The 22,971-nt window shown below is 51.4% G+C and carries 22 protein-coding genes, 4 tRNA genes and 2 pseudogenes; 19 read left to right on the top strand and 9 right to left on the bottom strand.

The window, feature by feature from the left end; translation table 11 throughout:
• Window positions 1–112 precede the first annotated feature (112 nt).
• Both EE896_RS12600 and EE896_RS12595 read left to right on the top strand, forming a co-directional pair.
• Entirely contained in the window at window positions 113–286 is a 174-nt protein-coding gene (locus EE896_RS12600; RefSeq protein WP_003850002.1) for a con-10 family general stress protein, read from the top strand.
• 97 nt (window positions 287–383) lie between these two features.
• Entirely contained in the window at window positions 384–1,298 is a 915-nt protein-coding gene (locus EE896_RS12595) for a DMT family transporter (RefSeq protein ID WP_140915860.1), read from the top strand.
• Here EE896_RS12595 and rutG read toward each other — a convergent pair whose 3' ends face one another.
• From rutG to rutA, 6 genes are read right to left on the bottom strand one after another with little or no spacing between them, the layout of a single operon-like run.
• Entirely contained in the window at window positions 1,299–2,627 is a 1,329-nt protein-coding gene (gene rutG / locus EE896_RS12590) for a pyrimidine utilization transport protein G (protein WP_008925887.1), read from the bottom strand.
• A 46-nt stretch (window positions 2,628–2,673) separates the two neighbouring features.
• A complete protein-coding gene (gene rutF / locus EE896_RS12585) occupies window positions 2,674–3,189 on the bottom strand; it encodes an NADH-dependent FMN reductase RutF (protein WP_003849996.1) in 516 nt (171 codons plus the stop codon).
• A 19-nt stretch (window positions 3,190–3,208) separates the two neighbouring features.
• Window positions 3,209–4,018, bottom strand: a complete 810-nt coding sequence (rutD, locus tag EE896_RS12580) for a pyrimidine utilization protein D (protein WP_140915861.1) — start codon at window positions 4,016–4,018, stop codon at window positions 3,209–3,211.
• On the bottom strand, window positions 4,018–4,413 hold the full coding sequence (gene rutC / locus EE896_RS12575) for a pyrimidine utilization protein C (protein ID WP_003849994.1): 396 nt from the start codon (window positions 4,411–4,413) through the stop codon (window positions 4,018–4,020). Before rutC ends, rutD begins: the two co-directional genes overlap by 1 nt.
• 20 nt (window positions 4,414–4,433) lie before the next feature.
• A complete protein-coding gene (gene rutB, locus EE896_RS12570; RefSeq protein WP_033761869.1) occupies window positions 4,434–5,147 on the bottom strand; it encodes a pyrimidine utilization protein B in 714 nt (237 codons plus the stop codon).
• Window positions 5,147–6,238, bottom strand: coding sequence for a pyrimidine utilization protein A (gene rutA, locus EE896_RS12565; protein ID WP_003849992.1), 1,092 nt, complete (start codon window positions 6,236–6,238; stop codon window positions 5,147–5,149). Before rutA ends, rutB begins: the two co-directional genes overlap by 1 nt.
• Before the next feature lie 306 nt (window positions 6,239–6,544).
• Here rutA and rutR point away from each other — a divergent pair, with 306 nt between their 5' ends.
• Both rutR and EE896_RS12555 read left to right on the top strand, forming a co-directional pair.
• Window positions 6,545–7,180 (top strand): HTH-type transcriptional regulator RutR, encoded by a 636-nt coding sequence (gene rutR, locus EE896_RS12560; RefSeq protein WP_003849991.1) that lies wholly within the window; start codon window positions 6,545–6,547, stop codon window positions 7,178–7,180.
• 38 nt (window positions 7,181–7,218) lie between these two features.
• Window positions 7,219–8,193, top strand: a complete 975-nt coding sequence (locus EE896_RS12555; RefSeq protein ID WP_140915862.1) for a metal-dependent hydrolase — start codon at window positions 7,219–7,221, stop codon at window positions 8,191–8,193.
• A 44-nt stretch (window positions 8,194–8,237) separates the two neighbouring features.
• Here the strand turns inward: EE896_RS12555 and cycA are convergent, their stop codons facing one another.
• Window positions 8,238–9,632, bottom strand: coding sequence for a D-serine/D-alanine/glycine transporter (gene cycA / locus EE896_RS12550; RefSeq protein ID WP_003849989.1), 1,395 nt, complete (start codon window positions 9,630–9,632; stop codon window positions 8,238–8,240).
• Window positions 9,633–9,917: 285 nt separating this feature from the next.
• Between cycA and EE896_RS12545 the strand changes: the two genes are divergently transcribed.
• Complete coding sequence (locus tag EE896_RS12545; protein WP_105099332.1) at window positions 9,918–10,613, top strand: extensin-like domain-containing protein; 696 nt, start codon at window positions 9,918–9,920, stop codon at window positions 10,611–10,613.
• 364 nt (window positions 10,614–10,977) lie between these two features.
• Here EE896_RS12545 and EE896_RS12540 read toward each other — a convergent pair whose 3' ends face one another.
• Window positions 10,978–11,304, bottom strand: a complete 327-nt coding sequence (locus EE896_RS12540) for a hypothetical protein (protein ID WP_140915863.1) — start codon at window positions 11,302–11,304, stop codon at window positions 10,978–10,980.
• Window positions 11,305–11,758: 454 nt separating this feature from the next.
• On the opposite strand from EE896_RS12540, the gene sdiA reads away from it, so the two are divergent.
• Together sdiA and EE896_RS12530 are read left to right on the top strand one after the other, a co-directional pair.
• Entirely contained in the window at window positions 11,759–12,481 is a 723-nt protein-coding gene (sdiA, locus tag EE896_RS12535) for an autoinducer binding domain-containing protein (RefSeq protein WP_003849987.1), read from the top strand.
• A 122-nt stretch (window positions 12,482–12,603) separates the two neighbouring features.
• A complete protein-coding gene (locus tag EE896_RS12530; RefSeq protein ID WP_003849985.1) occupies window positions 12,604–13,215 on the top strand; it encodes an acyl-homoserine-lactone synthase in 612 nt (203 codons plus the stop codon).
• A 32-nt stretch (window positions 13,216–13,247) separates the two neighbouring features.
• On the opposite strand, the gene EE896_RS12525 is transcribed toward EE896_RS12530, so the two are convergent.
• Window positions 13,248–13,472, bottom strand: coding sequence for a DUF2594 family protein (locus tag EE896_RS12525; protein ID WP_003849983.1), 225 nt, complete (start codon window positions 13,470–13,472; stop codon window positions 13,248–13,250).
• A gap of 431 nt (window positions 13,473–13,903) precedes the next feature.
• On the opposite strand from EE896_RS12525, the gene uvrY reads away from it, so the two are divergent.
• From uvrY to EE896_RS12470, 12 genes and pseudogenes are all read left to right on the top strand, one after another.
• Window positions 13,904–14,563 (top strand): UvrY/SirA/GacA family response regulator transcription factor, encoded by a 660-nt coding sequence (uvrY, locus tag EE896_RS12520; RefSeq protein WP_039660975.1) that lies wholly within the window; start codon window positions 13,904–13,906, stop codon window positions 14,561–14,563.
• A complete protein-coding gene (uvrC, locus tag EE896_RS12515; protein WP_039660976.1) occupies window positions 14,556–16,388 on the top strand; it encodes an excinuclease ABC subunit UvrC in 1,833 nt (610 codons plus the stop codon). Before uvrY ends, uvrC begins: the two co-directional genes overlap by 8 nt.
• A gap of 69 nt (window positions 16,389–16,457) precedes the next feature.
• Entirely contained in the window at window positions 16,458–17,006 is a 549-nt protein-coding gene (gene pgsA / locus EE896_RS12510; RefSeq protein ID WP_008925896.1) for a CDP-diacylglycerol--glycerol-3-phosphate 3-phosphatidyltransferase, read from the top strand.
• 152 nt (window positions 17,007–17,158) lie between these two features.
• A tRNA-Gly gene (locus EE896_RS12505) sits at window positions 17,159–17,234 on the top strand.
• A gap of 40 nt (window positions 17,235–17,274) precedes the next feature.
• Window positions 17,275–17,348: transfer RNA gene (locus EE896_RS12500), tRNA-Cys, on the top strand.
• A gap of 10 nt (window positions 17,349–17,358) precedes the next feature.
• Window positions 17,359–17,445, top strand: a tRNA-Leu gene (locus tag EE896_RS12495).
• Between the two features lie 301 nt (window positions 17,446–17,746).
• A complete protein-coding gene (locus EE896_RS12490; protein WP_140915864.1) occupies window positions 17,747–18,592 on the top strand; it encodes a substrate-binding domain-containing protein in 846 nt (281 codons plus the stop codon).
• 145 nt (window positions 18,593–18,737) lie between these two features.
• Window positions 18,738–19,205: pseudogene (locus EE896_RS22650) on the top strand (transposase family protein); the annotation flags it as partial.
• A gap of 545 nt (window positions 19,206–19,750) precedes the next feature.
• Window positions 19,751–20,629 carry a BRCT domain-containing protein gene (locus tag EE896_RS12485; RefSeq protein ID WP_039660980.1) on the top strand — a complete coding sequence of 293 codons (879 nt, stop codon included), beginning with the start codon at window positions 19,751–19,753 and terminating at the stop codon, window positions 20,627–20,629.
• A 92-nt stretch (window positions 20,630–20,721) separates the two neighbouring features.
• Window positions 20,722–21,763 (top strand): annotated as a pseudogene (locus EE896_RS12480) (phage integrase).
• Window positions 21,760–22,572 carry a hypothetical protein gene (locus EE896_RS12475; protein WP_140915865.1) on the top strand — a complete coding sequence of 271 codons (813 nt, stop codon included), beginning with the start codon at window positions 21,760–21,762 and terminating at the stop codon, window positions 22,570–22,572. The pseudogene EE896_RS12480 and the gene EE896_RS12475 overlap by 4 nt, the downstream one beginning before the upstream one ends.
• Window positions 22,573–22,657: 85 nt before the next feature.
• Window positions 22,658–22,749: transfer RNA gene (locus EE896_RS12470), tRNA-OTHER, on the top strand.
• Window positions 22,750–22,971 lie beyond the last annotated feature (222 nt).

Below are 22,971 nucleotides of genomic sequence, written 5' to 3'. Positions count from 1 at the left end.
TGCTGGATGAGTTTATGCAGAGTCTGGCTATTATTTAAGCATGGGCTGGTTTCGGAATTCAGCCTTCTGCTTTTAGTTCTTTATTAATCGCACTACGCGAAAGGAGCAAATCATGACAGCACATCGTGGAGGTTCAGGAAATTTTGCTGAAAACCGTGAGCGTGCCGCTGAAGCGGGACGTAAAGGCGGAAAAAACAGCGGCGGTAATTTTAAAAATGATCCGCAGCGCGCAGCACGCGCCGGTGAGAAAGGGGGACGCAGCAGCCCTAAAAAAGCGGACGCATAACCTGACGTTCACCGCCGGCGCTTACCGGCGGTGAACGTCGTTGCTTTTCCTCCTCGCTCTCCCCACAATATCGTCCGGACACATCATCAGGTGAATTATGTCGGACACACCCCGCGGTTTAACCCTGCGCCTGACGCGGCAGGAGCTGGTATTACTTTTTATCACCATGATCTGGGGCGGCACCTTTCTGGTGGTGCATCGGGCGATGCAGCACTCTGGTCCATTCTTCTTTGTTGGCCTGCGTTTTGCCACCGCCGCGCTACTGCTGGCCTTTTTTTTCCGGCGGTATCTGGTGGGCATGACCTGGCTGGAGGTGAAAGCGGGCACGCTGATAGGCCTGTCGATCGCCGGTGGCTATGGCCTGCAGACCTGGGGAATGCAGACCATCTCCAGCAGTCAATCTGCTTTCCTTACCGCACTTTATGTTCCGGTGGTGCCGTTGCTACAGTGGCTGTTTTTACGCCGTCCGCTGGGCATCATGTCATGGCTGGGGATTGTGCTGGCGTTTACCGGATTACTGCTGGTGGCCGGGCCGCAGGATGGCCGTATTAGCCTGAATGCCGGTGAAATAGCGACGCTGCTCAGCACGCTGGCAATTGCCGCCGAGATCATTCTGATCAGTCGTTATGCCGGCAAGGTCGATGTGCGCCGCGTGACGTTGATCCAGCTGGCGGTGGCGTCTGTGTCTGCCTTTGTTTTGATGGTCCCCAATGGCGAGACGGTGCCCGCAATATCAACACCACTGCTGCTCAGTGCTCTGGGACTGGGTGCGGCCAGTGCGCTGATTCAGGTCACCATGAACTGGGCGCAACGCAGCGTTTCGCCAACCCGTGCCACGGTAATTTATGCCGGAGAGCCAGTATGGGCTGGTGTAGTAGGACGTATTGCGGGTGAGCGTCTGCCTGCTCTGGCGTTGCTGGGTGGGGCGCTGATCGTCTGCGGGGTGATCGTCAGTGAACTGCGGCTGAAACGAAAAAAAGCGGTGCAGCCTGTAGCCACACCGCTGGAGTAGTTAACCCTGCTGCCGCGCAAGCGGCTTTTCCTGCGATGCCCCACTGCGGCGTCGCAGAATGGCATTCAGGATAATCGCGCCAAACGTGGCGGTACCGATTCCACCAAGTGTGAAAGAGCCGATTTTCAGCGCGAAATCCCCTGCACCAAGAACCAGCGTGGTAGCGACCATAATCAGGTTGCTGTTCTGACCTAAATCAACATGGTTCTGCACCCAGATGCGTGCGCCTGCCACCGCAATCAGTCCGAACACCACAATGGATGCGCCGCCAATTACCGGGGCCGGAATGGTGTGGATCAGCGCACCAAACTTCGGCGAGAAACCGGCGAGGATAGCGATGATGGCCGCCGCAACAAATGCCAGCGTGGAGTAGACTTTAGTCACGGCCATCACGCCAATATTCTCGGCATAGGTCGTCACGCCACTTCCGCCGATCGAACCAGAGAGCATGGTGGCCAGTCCATCCCCGACAAAAGCACGTCCCATGTAAGGATCGAGGTTACGGCCGGTCATGCCCGCCACCGCTTTCAGATGCCCGAGGTTTTCAGCCACCAGAATGATCGCCACCGGCGCAATCAGCACCATCGCCTGCAGATCAAAAGTGGGTGCGGTGGTGTGCGGCAGGCCAAACCAGGCAGCCTGTGACAGCATCGTAAAATCGACCGGTTTGCCCAGTCCGAGACCGTTGGTCAGAATCGCATAGATCGCCCACGCCAGAATCAGGCCGACCAGAATCAGCAGACGCTGAATCATCCCGTGGGTAAACACCGCCACCAGACCGATACAGAGCACGGTCATCACCGCGACCCAGCTGTCGAATGAAGAGGCAGAGACGCTGTGAACCGCGATTGGAGCCAGATTCAGCCCGATCGCCATCACCACCGCGCCTGTCACTACCGGCGGCATCAGGTTTTCGATCCAGCGCGTGCCTGACTTCATTACCACCAGCCCAATCAGCGTGTAAAGAACGCCACAGGCGATGACACCGCCCAGCGCCACGCTGAGATTTGGATTCAGTCCCTGACCACTGAAGCCGGTTACCGCAATCACCACGCCAACAAAGGCGGCGCTTGACCCAAGATAACTGGGTACCCGACCGCCGGTAATAAAGAAGAACAGCAGCGTGCCAATACCCGAGACCAGAATCGCCAGATTGGGATCCAGCCCCATCAGCAGCGGCATCAGCACCGTTGCGCCAAACATCGCCACCGCATGCTGTAAACCCAGCACCAGCGTTTGTCCCAGAGGGAGTGTCTCATCCGGGGCGATAATACCGTTTTCTGTTAGTGCCGACTTCTTTTGCCATTGCGGAAACCAGGATCGTGCCATCGTCTACTCCAGAGCGTGATGAATGCCGGTGGGTTACAGGGAAGTGTTAACAGGCATCCTGCCGCATCAGGGGATGATATCCCCGGTCAAACCATGCCAGGCCGTGGGTATCATCGTTACGAACCAGGCCCACGACTTCACAGAACAGCGTGTCATGCGTACCGACGCTGACAATCTGCGTGATACGACAGTCAAAGGAGGCCACCGCGCCGCTCAGTACCGGCGATCCGGTCACGGCCGTTGACCACTCAGCCGCAATGAAACGATCAGCCATTGGCGTTTTTCCGCCGAAAAGATTGGAAAGCGTTTCGTGTCCTGCAGCCAGCGTGTTGACGCAGAGCTGCATGTTTTCGCGGAATACAGAGTAAACCGAGGCAGAGCGATTCAGGCAGACCAGCAGCGTCGGTGGCGAATCAGTGACGCTGCACACAGCAGAAGCGGTAAAGCCTGCGCGGCCAGCCGGTCCTTCAGTGGTAATGATGTTGACCGCAGCACCCAGCCGCGACATCGCATTACGAAACTCAGTTTTCTCAACGGCTGGGGTAAGGGTTTCCAGGCTCATAGTGTTCTCCGCGAAAGGGTTATCCTGCGACGCGCTGCAGCGGCTGCACGTCATCAGTCTGATCCAGCCACTGCAGCAGCAGGGCATTAAATTTTTCAGGGTCGGTGACGCTCATGGCGTGGCCGCCCCAGGCCATCATCTGTTCAGTGGCATTCGGCAGCGTCGCGGTCAGCTCGGTTGAGCAGCTCCACGGCACCAGCAGATCGTCCTGGCTGGCAATCACCAGCACCGGCTGCGGAATGGCGGCGGCCCGTACGCTGAAATCGGCGCTCATCAGGGCGTGCAGCCGACGCATCAGGTTTTCCATCCCCTGAAAATGGGTGATGTGATGGCTATCCTCCTGCTCCAGCCGCGTCTGATGCTCTGCCATCCACTCCGCAGGATAGAGAAACAGCGGCTGAGCACGAACAAAAGCCTCGACGCCGACATTGAGCAGCAGATCCTGCCGTACCTGGAAGCAGCGGCGGGTATGCGGATGCAGTGTCAGCCAGCCGTTAATTACCACGATCCTTTCAATCCGATCCGGATAATCCAGCGCCAGCTGCATCCCCACCAGACCGCCCAGCGCGTGACCGATCAGGCTGAAGCGCAGGATGCCGTGCTGCGCCAGCGCCTCGGCCAGCTCTGCGGCCATCATCGCCATACTGTAACCTTCCGGTAAACTCTCCGCGCTGCGACCGGTCCCGCGCTGGTCATAGAGCACGACCCGATAGCGTGCGGTCAGTGCCGCCAGCTGTGGCTGCCAGAAACCCGCCACCCCGCCCAGACCCGAAGAGAGCACCAGCGTCGGTGCCTCAGGGTTTTGCAGACCCAGAAAATCCAGCTGCATCAGACCTCCGGTTTGCCGATGTGCGCCACGCTGGCGATTTCAATCAGCGCGTCAGGCTTGACCAGTCCGCACTGAATGCAGAAACGTGCCGGTTTTTCACCCGGGAAGTATTCGGCGTAAACCTCATTCACCGCGGCGTAATTCGACCAGTCGGTGATGAAGATCGAGTTAAAAGTCACATCAGCCATGCTGCCACCGGCGGTCTCAATCACCTTTTTAATCGTGTCCAGCACGTGGCGGGTCTGCGCGGCGGCGTCACCCACATGGACGACATTGTTGTCACCATCAAACGGCAACGTACCTGAGACATAGACCACGCCATCCGCCAGCGTGCCGGGGACAAACGGGGCGATAGGTGTGGTGGTGCCTGGCGGAACAATGATACTTTTCGGCATAGTGACGTCCTTTTAGTGGATTAGCGGGTATTCAGGCTTTCGCAGAAGGTATCGACATCCGATACCCAGCCAAAAAAGGTTTCGATATTGAACAGGGCCGCCTGCTGTGCAAAGGGCGGACCCGCCTGGTACGTGGCGTCTTCCAGCACCACACCGAAATATTCCAGGAAGAAGCCGTCGCGTAGTGTCGATTCGACACAGACGTTGGTGGCGATGCCGGTGAAAATCAGATGCCGGATCCCGCGACTGCGCAGCGTGCTGTCCAGTGAGGTGTTATAGAAACCGCTGTAGCGCGATTTTGGCAGCACAATGTCACCCGGCTGCGGCACCAGCTCATCCACCAGCGCGTAATCCCAGCCGCCCTTCGACAGCAGCGTGCCCTGCAGTTCAGGCCGTTTGCGCATGGTTTTTAGCGCATTCGATTTGTGGAAGTTAGGGGAACCGGCATCACCCGCTTCAACATAGTCACTGTCCCAGCCGTTCTGGAACCAGATGATTTGAACGCCAGCGGCACGGGCCGCGGTCACCGCCTGATGAATTTTCGCAATCACCGGTTTCGTGGCAGACACATCGAATCCGGCCAGATCGAGGTAGCCTCCTTCAGTGGCGTAGGCATTCTGCATATCTACGACAATCAGTGCTGTCTGACCTGGCGGAAAGGCGATCGGCTCTGGACGGGCAGGCAGTTCGACCTGATGAAGCGCCTGAGTATGGGCGCAATAAACGGTACTCATCATGCCACCTCCTGCTGTGCATCAAGCAGGGCGCTGCGACAGGTCATCAGTGGCTGAATGTGCTGACCGAAGTTTTCGATACCTTCCAGGAAATCATCAAAGGTCAGCAGCACGCCGTGCGTGCCTTCTACCTGCGCCACTTCATCCAGCATCCGCGCTACGTTTGCGTATGAACCGACCAGGGTGCCCATATTGATATTGACCGCTGAGGTCGGATCCGCCATCTGACGTACATTGGTGTCACTGCCCGATTTGGTGTCCTGCTGACTCTGGGTGGTAAGCCATGAAAGCGCCTCTTCATCCGCTCCCGCTTTGTAGTGTTCCCACTTAGCCCGCGCTTCTTCGTCTGTTTCGGCAGCAATGATCATAAACAGTACATAGGAGCCGACATCGCGACCCGCTTTTTCAGCGGCCTGCTTCATGCGAATCGAGGTCGAGCTGAATGCAGAAGGGGTGTTCACACCTTTGCCGAAGCAGAAGTTGTAATCGGCGTGCTGAGCAGAGAAGGCCATGCCGGCATCGCTCTGTCCGGCGCAGATAACTTTCATCGGGCGCTGTGGCTGCGGACTGACGCGGCAGTCGTTCATGGTGAAGAACTCACCTTTAAAGTCCGATTTTCCGGTGCCCCACAGGTCACGCAGCACGGTAACGTACTCGGTCAGATAAGAATAACGGCTGCCGAAGTACTCATCGCCAGGCCACATTCCCATTTGTTCATATTCTGGTTTCTGCCAGCCGGTTACCAGGTTGACACCGAAACGACCGCCTGAAATGGAATCAATGGTGGACGCCATGCGCGCCACAATGGCCGGAGGCAGCGTCAGGGTGGCCGCAGTGGCATAGATCTCAATACGTGACGTGACAGCAGCCAGGCCTGCCATCAGCGTGAATGACTCCAGGTTATGATCCCAGAATTCTGTTTTACCGCCAAAGCCGCGCAGTTTGATCATCGAGAGCGCAAAGTCGAAATGGTAATGCTCTGCTTTCAGCACAATGGCTTTGTTCAGTTCAAACGTTGGCATGTACTGCGGCGCATTGGATGAAATCAGCCAGCCATTGTTACCAATCGGAATAAAGACGCCTATCTTCATGTGAAACCTCGTTGCGATGGGGGAAAGGTATTTCACGCGCTGCACTGCATCCTGCTACGTCCTTGTGGGCTGCGCTCAGTCACAATTCTGCAAACTGTGTGCCACATTTTTTATTGTTTTAAATAACAATGAGTTAAATTTAACCCGAAAGAGGTAAGTGGAGTCACTGGTCCATTTCGGACCATCTGGTCAAAATTCGCTGCACGTTTTACATGCAACCTGGGCAAAAAAGGTGCAGGTCGTGGATTGGGCAGCAATGAATCCCTTTGCTATGATGCGCTGACACCAGATGGATGAGGTAAACCTGTGAATACCGATGAAAAAAAACCAACGCGTCGATCGCGTGCGGTTGCAGCGAAGCGGGCCGCTATACTGGAAGCGGCGTTAACATTCTTTTCACAGTTTGGCATTCACGGCACCAGCCTTGATAAGGTGGCTGAGCTGGCCGATGTCTCTAAAACCAATCTGCTCTACTATTTTCCCTCAAAAGAAGTGCTTTATGTGGCGGTGCTTAAGCAGATTCTGGATGTCTGGCTGGCGCCGTTGCGTGCCCTGGCCCACGATCAGGATCCGCTCGTCGCTATTCGGCGCTACATCCGGCTGAAGCTGGAAGTGTCGCGCGATCATCCTCAGGCTTCGCGGCTGTTCTGTCTGGAGATGCTGCAGGGCGCACCGCTGCTGAAAGGTGAGCTGGCGGGCGATCTCAAGCAACTGGTGGATGACAAGGCGGCCATTATTGAACGCTGGATTGATGAGGGACGGCTGGCAGGCGTTCAGCCGCAGCATCTGATCTTTATGCTGTGGGCCACCACACAGCATTACGCCGATTTTGCTACCCAGGTTGAGGCTGTCACCGGTCAGACACTCAGCGATCCGGCGTTTTTCGACCAGGCTGTTGATAATGTTCAGCGCATGATCATTGAAGGAATTCGCGTACGCTAGATGGGGACACATTCATCGTTCGGTAACGGAGTGAATTAATGGATTCTGTTTCGCAGTTCGTACTGGGTGCCTCAGTCAGTGTTGCCGTGATGGGACGACGGGCGCCGATCTGGCAGGCCGCGCTGGTGGGCGGTGTCTGCGGCACCTTACCCGATCTGGATGTGTTTATTGACCACGGCGATGCGATACGCAACATGACGCTGCATCGCACAGAAACGCATGCGTTGCTCTGGCTTACGCTGGCATCGCCACTGATTGCCTGGCTCGTAGCAGCACTGTGTCGTCAGCGGGTGAAGTGGCTGGCATGGTGGCCTGCGATCTGGCTGGCTCTGATTACCCATCCGCTGCTTGATTTGATGACGGTTTATGGTACCCAGCTTGGTCTGCCACTCACCGATTATCCCTATGCCATCGGCAGTATTTATATCGTTGATCCCCTTTATACATTTGCACTGCTGACAGGGCTGGGCGTTGCGCTCTGGCGTCGCGGTGACAAAGGCATCCGCGGTAACCGTGTCGGACTGACGCTGAGTACACTGTATCTGGTCTGGAGCGTGGTGATTCAGGGCGTGGCAGGCTGGCAAATTCGGGCGTCGCTGACGACACAGGGGATTGCGGCTAATCACGTGCTGGTAACGCCCACTGCGTTTAATACGCTGGTCTGGCGCAGCGTGATTATGACGCCGGAACGCTACGGCGAAGCTTACTGGTCACTGCTCTCGCCGTCGCGTCCCCTGCAGGTGACATGGTATCCGCGGCATCCTGAGCTGTTTGACGCTTTTCGGGGCAGCTGGTATGCAGAACGTGTCGCCTGGTTCAGCCACGGTTTTTACGCCCTGCGTGAGCAGGATGGAGAGACGACAATTGCCGACCTTCGTATGGGCGAAGGCGATAGCTATACGTTCACCTTTGGTCTGGGCTCGCCTCAGCATCCCGATGCACGGCCACAGCGTTTACCTTATGAACGCCCCTCTTTATCCGCCATTTTCTCGTCACTTGGCGAGCGCCTGTAAAAAAGCCCGGTCAGATGACCGGGCTTTTTCCATGCTGTTACCGATTAGCGGCTGCGACGATTACGCAGCATCCAGCCCACACCCAGCAGGGCAAACCAGAGTGGCGTAACCATCAGCGCCTGGCGCGTATCTTCCTGTAGCGTCAGCAGCACCAGCACAAAGGCGAAGAAGGCCATGCAAACCCAGCACATGAATTTGCCGAGCGGCATCTTAAAGGCCGACTCCGCATGGCGCTGCGGATGCTTTTTACGGTAGGCCAGGTAGCTGCACAGAATGATGGTCCAGACGAACATAAACAGGATGGCGGAGACGGTCGTCACCAGCGTAAAGACCTTCATGACATCCGGGATCAAATAGATCAACGCTACGCCAATCAGCAGGCAGAGGCAGGAGAAAAACAGACCCGTGGTAGGGACCGCGCGGGCGGAAAGCCGGCCAAACGCGCGACTGGCGACACCCTGCTGCGACAGGCCATAGAGCATACGGCTGGTGGAGAAGATACCGCTGTTGGCTGAAGAGGCGGCAGAGGTCAGCACCACAAAGTTGACGATACTTGCCGCAGCGGGCAGACCAATCAGGACGAACATCTCAACAAACGGACTGCGATCGGCCATGACCTGGGTCCACGGCGTTACCGCCATAATGACCATCAGCGCCAGCACGTAGAACATGATCACCCTGAGTGGAATCGCATTGATAGCACGCGGTAAGACTTTATGCGGATCGTGGGTTTCAGCTGCTGCCGTGCCCACCAGTTCAATACCGACGAAGGCAAACACCGCAATCTGAAACCCGGCAAAGAAGCCGCTGAGACCTTTCGGGAACATCCCGCCGTGATCCCAGATGTTGCTCAGTGCCGCCGTGCCGCCACCCGGTGAAGGATAGTGAACAGACACCAGCACAATCCCGGTCACGATCAGCGCCACAATGGCGACGATTTTAATGATTGCGAACCAGAACTCCATTTCGCCAAACAGCTTGACGGTGGCAATGTTCAGCGCCAGAAAAACCACTACGCAGAGCAGAGCGCTCATCCAGATTGAGAAGCCCGGAAACCAGAGCTGGAAATAGGCGCTGATGGCCACCACGTCAGCGATGCCTGTCACCACCCAACAAAACCAGTAAGTCCAGCCAGTAAAATATCCCGCCCACGGACCAAGCAGGTCAGCCGCAAAATCGCTAAAAGATTTGTACTCAAGGTTGGAGAGCAGCAATTCCCCCATGGCGCGCATCACAAAGAACAGCATAAAGCCGATAATCATGTAGACAAAAATGATCGAGGGACCGGCCAGACTGATGGTTTTACCGGAACCCATAAACAGGCCGGTGCCGATAGCGCCACCGATGGCGATTAGCTGGATGTGACGGTTGTGCAGGTTGCGCTGTAATTTATCAGGCGCATCCTGGGTGCGTGCGGTTTCTTTAGATTGATCAACCATAGAATTGTCTTTCCTGTCTTGATGTTGTGTCAGCTCTGCTGGCTGTTAGTTAAGGCATCTGCCTGAGGGCAAGTCGGATAAGATAGAGGAAGTCACCCCAAAGCCGGTAACAATTTTTTACCTGATGTGATACCGGTCAGGCGCAATGACGGTGGCAGCGGGTCATTCTGGTTATTACTGCGTCAGTCTGAGTAATGATTCATCACGTAATGTCAGGCAGACGGCGTAAAGGGTTTTTTGCCCCTACACTTTTTTTTTGCTTATCATCATGCTGCACAGGGGACTATGCGTACGCTTATCCTGTTTCTGCTGTTAATCGCGCTGGGGTGGGGCAGCTTACCCTGGCTTAAGCAGCATCTGCCGCCGCAGTTCAATCCGTTTACACCGCTCTCTGTCACCGACCCGCCGGGCTGGATGACGCAGATTAAGATGAAAAGGCTGGCCAGCGATCCGGACGAATGTCTGGACGTGATGCGTCGTGCTCAACAGGCGGGTTGGGTCAGTTTCACTGAGCGTCCGGCCGTAACAGGTAAATGCCCGCTTACTCATCCGCTGAGGATCCAGAAATTCGGTCCGATCAGCCTCAGCAGCAGTTTTCTCGCCAGTTGCCCTATGGCGGTCGCCAGTACGATGTATGCGCTTCACAGTCGTGAACAGACCGCCAGGGATATGCACAGTCCGCTGGTACGAATTACGCATGTCGGCAGCTATGCCTGTCGTAACATCTATCACCGCACACAAGGGCGGCTTAGCGAGCATGCCACCGCCGATGCGTGGGATGTCACAGGCTTTCAGCTGGCTGATGGTCAGCGGCTTGAGGTCAGTCGTCACTGGCAACAGCCAGAAGAAAAGGCGGCGATGTTACATACGTTGTGGCGTGGCGGCTGTGAGGTGTTCGGCAATGCGCTCGGCCCGGATTACAATGCCGCACATGCCTCACATTTTCATCTGGGTATGCGAGGAGCAGGGTACTGCCGATAAATCATCAGACAGGATTAATACCGTGTTTGGTTAAGAAATGTTCTGACAGCGTTTGCAAAACCCACCCAGTTTTCATCGCAGAACCCGAATCACACGGGATTTAGCCTGACGACAGATTAGGGTGCCGAAAAGCGCCTTTTTCAGGTCCATTATTTAAAATAAATCTACGCCTGCGGGATTAATGGATTGCGCGATTTTTCAGCATCGATGGTGCTAACAGGCTCCACGTTATAATGAAATTTTTTCACGATCTTACTTGTAAGAATAATCGTATTAATATGAATTTGTCTTAAGCGTGATGGGCGATTTTTATTCCGTAAATCTATTTTATGTGGTTCCGGTTTATGGCTATCGATAAAGTGATTTAATTGATTAAAAGAGAATCAGTAATTGATGTACAGATGCTATAAATAGTGTTTTGTGCTATAGCATTATTGACACCGGGAGAGGAGTGAAGCTGATTTTCCCGGCCAGGGCTTAGTGAGGGCAGATAAACAGAAAAGTCCTGCCGTGATGGGAAGGGTTCAGAAGAGAATATCGCCATGCAATGCATGAGCAGAATGTTCTTATTAACAGCGCATGGCCAGGCCTGACGAAGAGAGGCAAAAAATGAAGGTAGATGTGCCATCATGACCTGCTGAATACCTGCCGGAAGCCGGGAATCTGTCGTGAAGATGAGTAAAACAGCCACATAACTGGCTGCCAGTGCCTGGACTTAAGGCGACAATAACTAAGCCGCGCTTATTTCCTGATGAAAAATATGTCAGTCAACCAGGCCTGCCGTCTCGCTTATAATCGCTATTTAACACATTGTTTACTCATTATTTACTCAGCGATGTGACGCGTTATTGAATATCTTTATCTGAAATTACTGGCAAATGATAAAGTGATGCCCGATATTGGGGATTGAAATCCTATCAGAAAAATCTTATTCTCATAGGGTGATTGAAATTGCTGTGATCGACCTCACATTACCATTGCCAGCAAGCTTTTTCACTCCGCTCACAAGGTGAAAGGTTAATTGGCCCCGCAGGGCGACGGGTTCATCCCTGACGATGAATTAAATGACTTATGCTAATTTAATTTATCCGATGAATCCGAATGAATATTACCGCAAGAGCGAGTGAAATTAACGTTGAGGCAATATGAGTACTGAAAATTATTTCGCCTGGCGAAGTGAGGTGAAACAACAATTTCAGGCATTAATGGCATGTTCTGATTTGAAGCCATTATTGCAACAATTTACTGAGTCATTAGGTTTCGATTATTTCGCTTTTTTGATTCAGCATCCGGTGCCCTTTAGCCGGCCGCGTATTCATCTGCATAGCACCTATCCCAAATTATGGGTTAAACGTTATGAGAAGCAGAATTATTACGCTGTCGATCCGGTACTCTCGCTGTGTCAGCGACCGGGAAGAGGGTTGATGTGGACAGAAGAAATGTTCGCTGGTGCCGGCAATCTGTGGCGTGAGGCAAGAGAGTATGGGCTGCAGAGCGGATTTTCTTGCTCTGCAATGGCACCAAATCGCGCGCTTGGTATATTATCTATATCATCGCAACAGCCCATTCCTCTCAAGCTCTGCCACGAAGAGCTTGAAGTAAAACTGCACCTTTTAGCGGAACTAAGCCTGGATACGCTGGAACGCTTTAGCGATGATGCAATGATGGTACTGAAAAAAGAGTTTAGTCAGCGTGAGCTGGAAATTCTGAAATGGACGGGTGAAGGAAAAACGGCGGTCGAAATTTCTCTTATTTTATCCATCTCTGAACATACCGTTAATTTTCACCAAAAAAATATGCAAAAGCGTTTCAATGTTTCCAATAAAACGCAGATTGCCTGCTACGCAGCAGCAATCGGACTGATTTGAACATAAAACAACTGCTACATTTGGCAGTTCCTTTGTACAGGTCTGTTGTCTACCCTGCGCCGGGACTGTGTCAGGCTGGCGCAAAGAAATCATTGTAAAAATGGGGATGTCAGAGGCGCATGATGAAAATAGTGCAAACGCAATTAAAGGATATGCCATCCTCGTTGCTTGCCGAACTCGGCAGCTACCGTTACAGCGTCTTTGCGCGCGGCGAAGGGTGGTCAATACCGCCCCGTCTGAGTACGCCAGGACAGGAATATGATCGCTATGATCGTTCAGATGTGACCTGGTTAATCGCATGGAATGCGCGTGAAGGAATCAGCGGCTGTGCACGTCTGATGCCCTGGTTTGAACCTGAGCAGAGCGAAGGCATTGTGCTGCCTTTCAGCCATGAGAGAGTGTGGGAAATGTCGCGCTTCTCGGCCCGGCTGGAGGTCGACGCCGAACTGCCGCTGAATATTCTCTGGCACGCGGTGCAGATGGCAGAACTCAATGGCATGGAGTACATCATTAGTTCGGCAACGCCGATGCTGGAAAAGATGTTTGAACAGCATGGGGTGGTGTATGAACCGCTTACGCCGGGACTTATTCTGTCAGAAGATAATCTGTTTGCGATCAGGATTCCGGTGGAACAGCCAGCGCTGGCAGAGAAGTATCGGGGAACAAGGCGTTTCAGTCCGGAAGAGGTACTGCCAACGCTGGGCGTTTCCGTTAACTGGCAGGCGCACAGTTAGCGTATATGCCCCCGCCACTGGGGGCAAAAGAATTACTGACGGTAGGCAGTTTTAATCTGCTTAATGGTGTTGCTGAACACTTCCGCCTGAGGCTTGTCACCCAGCGTCTGTACATAGCGTTCCATGTTGATAATCACTTTTCCAGCATCAGCCTGGCCCATACCTTTCAGGATCAGGGTGATCATCATCTTCAGCCCCGCGATTTCATCCGCTAATTTCCGGGCTTCCTGCGAAGTTGCAAAATCTTCATCGCTCATGTGTATCTCCTTGGTGAATGACAACGTGTCGGCAATCTGTCCGAACAGCAGTGCGTGAGTATATCACAGCGTCAGTATGTTGCTGATGCAGCCGGTTCGTTTCGTCTGAAACAGCAGGTTTGTCCAGTGCAACTAATCAATCGCAGAAAGTAATCAACGAGAGCCTTCCACCTGATATTACCTGTCACTGCAGCGCTGGGTAACCGTAGTACCAGTTGTTAATGTCATGAAATAGTGAGACTTTAAGGATTGTTTGACGGTGCTTTCTGTTTCAGGAAATGTCTGAGAACTCAGGCTGGGCCAGGCTAAAAGTGAACAGGCTAAGCCAGGACTGTTTTACTTTGTTGATGTGCTTTTGAGGTAAAAGCGGGTATGATTATCGCTTGAAATCGTTAGTCGCTTCCTCTTTTTCAGCCTCTGGAGTTTCCCCGTTGATCAGTGTGCTTCTTGTTGATGACCATGAACTTGTCCGTACCGGCATCCGTCGCATCCTGGAGGATGTTAAAGGTCTGGCCGTGGTCGGAGAGGCCAACTGTGGTGAGGATGCGGCTAAGTGGTGCCGTGCTAACCAGGTTGATGTGATCCTGATGGACATGAACATGCCTGGCATCGGCGGACTGGAGGCGACGCGCAAAATCGTGCGTTACAATCCCGATATCAAAATCATTATGCTGACTATTCATACGGAAAGTCCGCTGCCTGCTAAAGTTATGCAGGCGGGGGCAGCAGGCTACCTCAGTAAAGGGGCAGCACCCCAGGAAGTGGTCAATGCAATTCGCTCGGTGAATGCCGGACAGCGATATATCGCATCAGACATCGCTCAGCAGATGGCCCTGAGTCAGATTGAGCCGCAAAAAGCGGAATCCCCCTTTAGCTGTTTGTCGGAAAGGGAATTGCAGATTATGCTGATGATCACCCGGGGACAAAAGGTGACGGAAATTTCAGAGCAGTTAAATCTCAGTCCTAAAACCGTTAACAGTTACCGCTATCGGATGTTCAGTAAGCTGAATATCAGTGGCGATGTAGAGTTAACGCATCTGGCCATTCGACATGGCCTCTATAATGCGGAGCCGTTAATCAGTAGTGAATGACGTTTTTGATTCCAAAGCCTTTTTGAGTACGGTAACCAGCAAGCCCGGTGTTTACCGCATGTATGACGCCTCAGGCACCGTCATCTATGTAGGCAAAGCCAAAGACCTGAAGAAGCGTCTGACCAGTTACTTCCGCGTTCAGGTCGGCAGCCGAAAAACCGAAGCGCTGGTCAGCAATATCCAGCACATCGATGTCACCGTCACCCACACCGAAACCGAAGCGCTGCTGCTTGAACATAACTACATCAAGCTCTACCAGCCGCGCTATAACGTTCTGCTGCGCGACGATAAATCGTATCCCTACATCTTTCTCAGCAGCGATACTCATCCGCGACTGGCGATGCACCGTGGGGCAAAGCATGCCAAAGGCGAATATTTTGGCCCGTTCCCGAACGGCTATGCGGTGCGTGAAACGCTGGGACTGTTGCAAAAAGTTTTCCCCATTCGCCAGTGCGAAAATAGCGTCTACCGCAATCGCTCCCGGCCCTGTCTGCAATATCAGATTGGTCGCTGTCTCGGCCCCTGTGTTGCCGGGCTGGTCAGTGAGGAAGAGTATGCGCAGCAGACCGACTATGTGCGCCTGTTCCTGGCCGGTAAAGATGATCAGGTGCTTAACCAGCTGGTTAAACGTATGGAAGAGGCGAGCATTGGCCTGCGTTTCGAAGAAGCGGCCCGGCTGCGCGATCAGATTCAGGCCGTGCGGCGCATCACCGAAAAACAGTTTGTCTCCAATCAGGGCGATGACCTGGATGTGATGGGTGTGGCTTATGAGGCGGGCATGGCCTGTCTTCACGTGCTGTTCATTCGTCAGGGCAAAGTGCTGGGCAGCCGCAGCTACTTCCCGAAGGTGCCTGTGGACACTGATTTGGCCGAAGTCGTGCAGACCTTCGTCGGGCAGTTCTACCTGCAGGGCAGTGAAGCACGTACGCTGCCTGGCGACATCCTGCTGGACTTTACTTTGCCAGAGCGCGAGTTGCTGGCAGAGTCCCTAAGTGAACTGGCGGGACGTCGGGTTAACATTCAAAGCAAGCCACGCGGCGATCGCGCCCGCTATCTCAAGCTGGCGCGCACCAACGCCGCGACAGCGTTAACCACGCGTCTGTCTCAGCACTCTACCATCCACCAGCGGCTGAATGCGCTGGCAGAGTTTCTTGAGCTCGACAAGATCACACGCATGGAGTGTTTTGATATCAGTCACACCATGGGTGAGCAGACCATCGCCTCCTGCGTGGTGTTTGACCAGAATGGTCCGCTGCGTGCCGACTATCGTCGCTACAACATTACCGGCATTACGCCGGGAGATGACTACGCCGCCATGAACCAGGTGTTGCGACGCCGGTATGGCAAAGCGATTGAAGAAGATAAGATCCCCGACGTGATTTTGATTGATGGCGGTAAAGGTCAGCTGTCACAGGCGATACAGGTCTTTGCCGAGCTGGATGTGCCCTGGGATAAAAACCAGCCCATTTTACTCGGCGTTGCTAAAGGCAGCGACCGTAAAGCCGGTCTGGAAACGCTGTTCTTTGAGGCTGAAGGGGAGGGCGTTTCGATGCCACCTGATGCACCTGCACTGCATGTGATTCAACACATTCGTGATGACGCTCACAATCATGCAATTTCAGGTCACCGAAAAAAACGGGCCAAAGTGAAGAACACCAGTGCACTGGAAAGCATCGAAGGCGTCGGGCCGAAACGACGTCAGCAACTGCTTAAGTACATGGGAGGCCTGCAACCGTTAATGAATGCCTCGGTGGAGGAGATCGCAAATGTACCAGGCATCTCGCATGCGCTGGCAGAAAAAATATACTATTCCTTGAAACACTAACATTGAAACGGGGGGGGCAATGTAGGAACATAGGTTAAATTCTACCTATATCCAGACAGTTACCGGCATATGCAATTAAACATCCCGACGTGTCTCACCCTGTTTCGAGTTGTGCTCATCCCGTTCTTTGTGCTGGCTTTCTATCTGCCGTTCATTTGGGCGCCGCTGGCTACTGCACTGATCTTTATTTTTGCTGCTGTTACCGACTGGTTTGATGGCTTTCTGGCGCGCCGCTGGAAGCAGACGACGCGCTTTGGCGCATTCCTCGATCCGGTTGCTGATAAAGTGCTGGTCGCGATAGCGCTGGTGCTGGTGGCAGAACATTTTCACGCATGGTGGATTACTCTGCCAGCGGCAACCATGATTGCCCGCGAGATCATTATCTCTGCGCTGCGTGAATGGATGGCGGAGATTGGCAAGCGCAGTAGTGTTTCTGTCTCCTGGATTGGTAAAGTCAAAACGACTGCGCAAATGTTGTCTCTCTTCGCACTGCTGTGGCGCCCAGATGCCACCGTTGTAGCGATTGGCGTGGTGGCGTTATACATTGCTGCAGTGCTGACTTTCTGGTCGATGTTCCAGTATTTAAGCGCGGCGCGCGGTGATTTGCTCGAACCGTGATCGATACGATTTAAAAAGCAGCAAACGGATGGTCTGTGAGGATAATTTTATTGACTCATTGCGTCATCTAAGTAGAATGCATCGCATCGAACGGCAGCCAGGCTGCCAGAAGATAAACAAAATCAGCAGGTTCGATAAGATTGCTGAAAATTGCGGGAATAGCTCAGTTGGTAGAGCACGACCTTGCCAAGGTCGGGGTCGCGAGTTCGAGTCTCGTTTCCCGCTCCAGATTCGCATGTCAGGTTAGCCTGGCGGCATCATAGTTTAAGGCGCGTTGGCAGAGTGGCTATGCAGCGGATTGCAAATCCGTGTACCTCGGTTCGACTCCGGGACGCGCCTCCAGTTACACCCAGCCCGGGTGGTGAAATCGGTAGACACAAGGGATTTAAAATCCCTCGGCTGTAAGGCTGTGCGGGTTCAAGTCCCGCCCCGGGCACCATATCGCTTTACCAATAAAATCAATGATAAGCAGTGTCGTCAAGCCGCCCCTCAGAGGCGGTTTTTTTGTGCCCGGAATCTGGCATGGCTGGCACCTCACATCCTTAGGCTTTTCAACTGGCATCACGTCTCAGTGCTGAATAACCGTTCATTATCCGTGTCACTGCTTTGCCAATTCAAACCTGATTACATCTGATTTCATCCATTTTTGCGGCCTGAGTCGAATTTCATAACCTGTTGAAACAGGTTGGTTTATCGTAAAGTGGTGGGTATTATTTGCCGTTGCAGAGACGTTAACGTCAATGACCAGACCTTTCAAACATGACTCAGCCCTTTCGGCTTTACCGCCGGTTATTGGTATTGTCGCCAGCCAGTTGCTCAATCCGTATCAACAGAAAATGCTGGACGAGGTAACGCGGCAACTTAATGTTCGCGGTGCTATCACCGTGCTGTTGAGTGCCGATAGCGAAGAAGCTCTGACAGCACTCATCCGGCAGGCGAAACCGCTTGCGACGCGGGGGTTGATACTGCTACCCGGCAACCGCATTACAGATACCTGCAATTTGCCGGTGCTTGAGATTGACGCGGAGCCTGAACTGCAAGCGGATGCGCGGCGGGCAGGGGAAGTAACATCGGAATTACTGCTCGCGGAAGGGCATCAGCGGTTTGGCTTTATGCAAAGCCAGCCTGTTGAAAGCGCGCAAAAGCAGGGCTATAGCACGGCACTACAGGCGGCGGGCAGGGTGCTGAATGCTGTGCTGACTTCAGAGGCAGATGATCGTGATGGCGCGTATCAGGCGATGATGGATTATTTGAAAAAGACCCGTGCCGCCGATCGTATTCAGGCACTCTTCTGTGAAAGCGATCTCCTGGCCTTTGGTGCGATACAGGCAATTCGTGATTTTGGTCAGGGTGCCCACATTGCGGTGGCGGGATTTGGAGACAGTGAGGAAGCCCGGAGCTCTACCTGGCATCTTACCAGCTGGTCACCTGATATCAGGCAAATTATGGGCAACGCGTTAGATCGCTGGTTGGGGCAGCACGTTGTCAGCAGTCAAGTGCAGGGGCAATTAGCGCGTCGCCACTCCCATTTTGGCAAAATTGCGCCAGGAGAAATGTCAGCCTGCGGCTGCGCCTTTCGGCATTAGCCAGCCTGCAACGCAGACTGGCTGAAACAGACTATCCCTGCGGTTGTCCTGCCGGGCCAACACCGCCTGGTGCGCCAACTGGCTGCTGCCCGCCCGGAGGGGGTGGTGGAGCCTCTTTGCCTGGCGGCGGTGGCGGTGGTGCATGCCACAGGCGTCAAACCAGAGCGGGTCAATTGATTATATGCACGATGCGCCGGTCTGCGGCAGACGTTGCCTGACCTTCATTGTGGTGGATGATTTTTAAACGCTAAACGCTAAATGCTAAATGCTAAATGCTAAATGCTATACGCTGACGATAGAAACCGACCTTAATGTCCGGCTCAACGAGTCGTCCCTGGGCTGGACAAGGGCGTGGTAAATCACGACTAATACCTGAAGATGCGGCTGGACTCCGGGCCAGAACAGATCTCATTGGCGCTGGCAGGATGGGCCGAAGAACATGGCGTGCAGCTCGAATTTATCGAGCCGGACATACTGGCTAGAAACCCTGGATTTTTAGCTGCTCATAACACTAAATGAAGCACGAGAAATTACAGAGCGCTGGCTGATAGAATATAAAAATGAGCGGCCTTATGAATCCCTGAGCATCCTGACTCCGGAATGGAGCAACTGATGGCTGAAAATTGGAACTTTTAGAGGTGTGTATGGGACCAACGCTGGGATGCTCACACATCCATCTTCGTTGAGGTAAAAACGGGTGTTTGCATTTGCTTCTTCAATATTTACACCATTGCATTTTAAATTTGAATTGATTAACGTTCATGTGATGAAAAATTCGAATAGAATTTTCAGGTAGACAAGATTTAGTTGATAAGTTATTGAAATCCTATGGTTCCCCATGCAGAGCGAATTTTTCGAAAGATTGATGCTGGTCATAGGAGTCGTTATCAATTCAGGATTCTTAGCTTTCTTCAGGTCATAAACGTTGAAGTTATTCAGGTGCTGAGAGTTAACACGTTTTATTTGGTCGCTAAAGATGTTGCCAAACCGTCTGATGGAATTTGGAAAACTCAGCGCTAGGATGTTGTGTGACGCGAAGATAAGGATAAAATACTGGTAGATCAATGGGTTATGGAGTGTTGAATTAGTCTTTTGTCAAGTGGTATTACTCATCAAGGTTATAAGCAGTATCAAACATAAAATGTAATTGGGGGTGCTATGGACAGAAAACTCAGTGTTTATAACTACACACGCAATAGAGATAAGTTACTGGCAAATCTTGTCAATATTATAGAGGGTATGACATGTGACGGAAAGGTTGATGCAAAAGAATTACTTTACCTTGATACCTGGTTATTAGAAGCAGAGGCCATCAGCGAAAATTATTGCGTACAGGTAATTAGGGATAAAATTACTGCCATTTTAGAAGATGGTATCATCGAAGAAGTTGAATTGAAGAAATTTAAAGACGACTTAATAAATATTCAACAAAATCTTCTCGACACTCCTGATATTGATTTCTATTCAACCGAATCAGATAAACACCTGCTTGAAGGTTTGTGCAAAGGCATGCTGTCGAATCATGAGCTAACGGAAGATGAGATTCGCTATCTTCGTTGGTGGTTATCCAATAATGGTTTGTTAAAGACAAACTTCCCCGGTAAAGACCTTTATCTTCTAATCGAGAAAATTTTAGCTGATGGTGTTGTTACACCTGTTGAAAGAGAAGAACTTAAAGAGGCCATGATAGCTTTTACAGGTTGCGATTTAGCCACTGGATCGGTTGATGGTCTTTCAATTCGTTCACCACTTGAACATGTGGATGAGTTAAAACTCAAGGGCGCTGTGATTTGTCTTACAGGAAAGTTTCTTTGTGGATCGCGTTCCTCATGTGCCGCTGAAATTGAATCGGCAGGCGGAATTGTAATCGATGACATTACTCAAAAATTGGATTACCTGATTATTGGAACTCTAAGCTCAAGAGACTGGCGCTATCAAAGCTATGGACGAAAAATAGAAAAAGCTATTGAGTATCGTGAAAAGGGACACTCCTTGAAGATCATCAGCGAAGAACATTGGCGCCAGCATTCTGCATGATGCTCATTATGTGGTCATGTTTATAAGCCCGAAATATAATATTGATCACTATTGTTATATACAGCAAGGTTTCCTCATTTTTTTTGAGGGACTTGTACAACTGTCAGAAAATCCTAAACTGTAAGCGGGCATGTAATTTTTACACAGCGGGTAGGGGAAATAAGCTAATTTGTAAAAGTTTTGCAACTCGAGGCGTAGCTTTACCCTTATGAGAGAGACTCATTAAAGGTAGCGATTCCAGCACAAATGCGATTGAGGCAGAAGCTCTCACGGTTCGCCTTAGTGAGTGAGTTGGTGATTGGTATGAATTACATGGATGGTCTTTGACCAATGGCGATGCAAGGCTGCAAAAAATTGAAATCACTCTGTCATAACCTTTGTGATCCAGATGCTTTCGCACTAAACCAGGAAATGTATGCGGGCTATCGTAAGCAGCGATTGGCGGGAGACTTCACCGCTAATCCAAAGCATGGTATCAAGAAACTACCGAAAGAAGCTACAGTAAACCGTGAACACGCTTACTTACGTGCAGTGTTTAATCAACTAAAAAGGCTGGGACGTTGGAAAAGTGATAATCCACTCGGTTGTTTACGGCTCTTTCGCGAGAGTGAAAACGAACTGTCATTCTTACACGATGAAGATATTAAAAGATTACTCCATGAGTGTGACGTATCATCAAATAAAGATCCTGGCATTATTGTGCGTATTTGCCTTGCAACCGGCGCTCGTTGGAGTGAAGCCGAGCAGTTGAGGCAATCTCAAGTTATGCCATTTCGAATCACCTATACCAATACGAAAAGTAAAAAGAATCGCACTATCCCAATATCGAAAGGACTTCATGCCTTAATTCCGAAAAGTCGCAGTCGTCTATTTGACAATGCTTATGATGCTTTCGGGTTTGCGATCGAAAGAGCAAATATTGAATTGCCGAACGGTAAACGCACCCATGTTTTGAGACATACGTTTGCAAGTCACTTCATGATGAATGGTGGAAATATACTGGTGTTGCAACAAATACTAGGACACTCAACCATTCAAATGACGATGCGGTATAGCCACTTTTCACCAGAACATTTAGAAGCAGCAATCAATCTTAACCCATTTGATAGATTAGGAAAGGAGGCCGTAAAGTGATTTCTCTTAGACAGTATCTTAATATGAGCACGGCAAGAAATTTTCATCTTCTCACAACTGCATTAGGCGTGATTATTTTTCTTGTTTATTGCTTGAGAATTAATTTTTTCCCAACAGGAATGTCTCTTTCCGATGTAATTTTCTTTCTTCTGGTAACATTGTCTTTTTTGCTATTAATGGGTTTTACATTCTGTGGCTGGTATTCAACAGGATGCATCATAGTATGGTTGTTTTTGAAATCATCCTTGTTAATTTGTAGAAAGATGAATAAAACCCATAGTAAGTTCTATAGAAATACAAAAGGTACATATCGAGCAGCCAGGAAATTGCATCTATTCGAGCCGATGTTTGCATTAATCTCGATATCATTTCTTATAGGTTTTGTGATTTTGAAGTTTTTACTTGATGGAAGGTTGCAAGTATTTCTTGTTATCTCTTCGATTCTTTTTGTGTCGGTAAGCATTTTAATAATTGCAAATGTAAATTATGGGAAGCAAATGACGAGGGAGAAAAAAAGATATTCAACCATTGGGATTTTATTTTTTATGGTTTTTCCTTTACTGTTTATGTCTGGTATGGGAGAAATTATAAGTGATCGCTCCATGAATATAATTGGAGTTAAGAAGGATGACGCCACATTTTTGTTAAAAGATAACGATTTAGAAATGGCAAGGCATTTGACAGGTAACAATGGGCAATCATTCTTCTATGGCGATGTGCTATTTACTGGCGTGGGAGACACATCATTACTCATCATCAACCATAAGCGATTGATCGTGAAAAACGCCAACTTAACAATCTCTTTTTAGGCGAGGTCAGGTCAATTTCTTGCGACTACCAGCAGACGGGTAAACCCCAATAAACCCATTTTTAGCGTCTGCAACCCTTTAAATTGCCGTAAGTGCATGATTTTAAAAGTCCTTAAAAAGTCTTTAAAATCCCTCGGCTGTAAGGCTGTGCGGGTTCAAGTCCCGCCCCGGGCACCATATCGCTTTACCAATAAAATCAATGATAAGCAGTGTCGTCAAGCCGCCCCTCAGAGGCGGTTTTTTGTGCCTGAATTCCTTTTCCTGATATCCATTCATAATATTATTTCCCGTTCACCTGCCATCCGGCGACGGTTAATCCCACGCGCGTGTCGCCAGTGCCACCACGCATATGCATGACGAAAATACTACCCAGCCTTCACCTACAGGGCTTGCCGGTTG

Source organism: Pantoea eucalypti (assembly GCF_009646115.1).
Lineage (GTDB): Bacteria > Pseudomonadota > Gammaproteobacteria > Enterobacterales > Enterobacteriaceae > Pantoea > Pantoea eucalypti.
The sequence above is the reverse complement of the archived record's forward strand: the minus strand, read 5'-3'. Positions and strand labels throughout refer to the sequence as shown.

Coding starts and splice junctions, on each gene's coding strand:
- EE896_RS12600 (WP_003850002.1), top strand. CDS start 113: ATGACAGCACATCGTGGAGGTTCAGGAAATTTTGCTGAAAACCGTGAG.
- EE896_RS12595 (WP_140915860.1), top strand. CDS start 384: ATGTCGGACACACCCCGCGGTTTAACCCTGCGCCTGACGCGGCAGGAG.
- rutG (WP_008925887.1), bottom strand. CDS start 2,627: ATGGCACGATCCTGGTTTCCGCAATGGCAAAAGAAGTCGGCACTAACA.
- rutF (WP_003849996.1), bottom strand. CDS start 3,189: ATGAGCCTGGAAACCCTTACCCCAGCCGTTGAGAAAACTGAGTTTCGT.
- rutD (WP_140915861.1), bottom strand. CDS start 4,018: ATGCAGCTGGATTTTCTGGGTCTGCAAAACCCTGAGGCACCGACGCTG.
- rutC (WP_003849994.1), bottom strand. CDS start 4,413: ATGCCGAAAAGTATCATTGTTCCGCCAGGCACCACCACACCTATCGCC.
- rutB (WP_033761869.1), bottom strand. CDS start 5,147: ATGAGTACCGTTTATTGCGCCCATACTCAGGCGCTTCATCAGGTCGAA.
- rutA (WP_003849992.1), bottom strand. CDS start 6,238: ATGAAGATAGGCGTCTTTATTCCGATTGGTAACAATGGCTGGCTGATT.
- EE896_RS12555 (WP_140915862.1), top strand. CDS start 7,219: ATGGATTCTGTTTCGCAGTTCGTACTGGGTGCCTCAGTCAGTGTTGCC.
- cycA (WP_003849989.1), bottom strand. CDS start 9,632: ATGGTTGATCAATCTAAAGAAACCGCACGCACCCAGGATGCGCCTGAT.
- EE896_RS12545 (WP_105099332.1), top strand. CDS start 9,918: ATGCGTACGCTTATCCTGTTTCTGCTGTTAATCGCGCTGGGGTGGGGC.
- sdiA (WP_003849987.1), top strand. CDS start 11,759: ATGAGTACTGAAAATTATTTCGCCTGGCGAAGTGAGGTGAAACAACAA.
- EE896_RS12530 (WP_003849985.1), top strand. CDS start 12,604: ATGAAAATAGTGCAAACGCAATTAAAGGATATGCCATCCTCGTTGCTT.
- EE896_RS12525 (WP_003849983.1), bottom strand. CDS start 13,472: ATGAGCGATGAAGATTTTGCAACTTCGCAGGAAGCCCGGAAATTAGCG.
- pgsA (WP_008925896.1), top strand. CDS start 16,458: ATGCAATTAAACATCCCGACGTGTCTCACCCTGTTTCGAGTTGTGCTC.
- EE896_RS12490 (WP_140915864.1), top strand. CDS start 17,747: ATGACCAGACCTTTCAAACATGACTCAGCCCTTTCGGCTTTACCGCCG.
- EE896_RS12485 (WP_039660980.1), top strand. CDS start 19,751: ATGGACAGAAAACTCAGTGTTTATAACTACACACGCAATAGAGATAAG.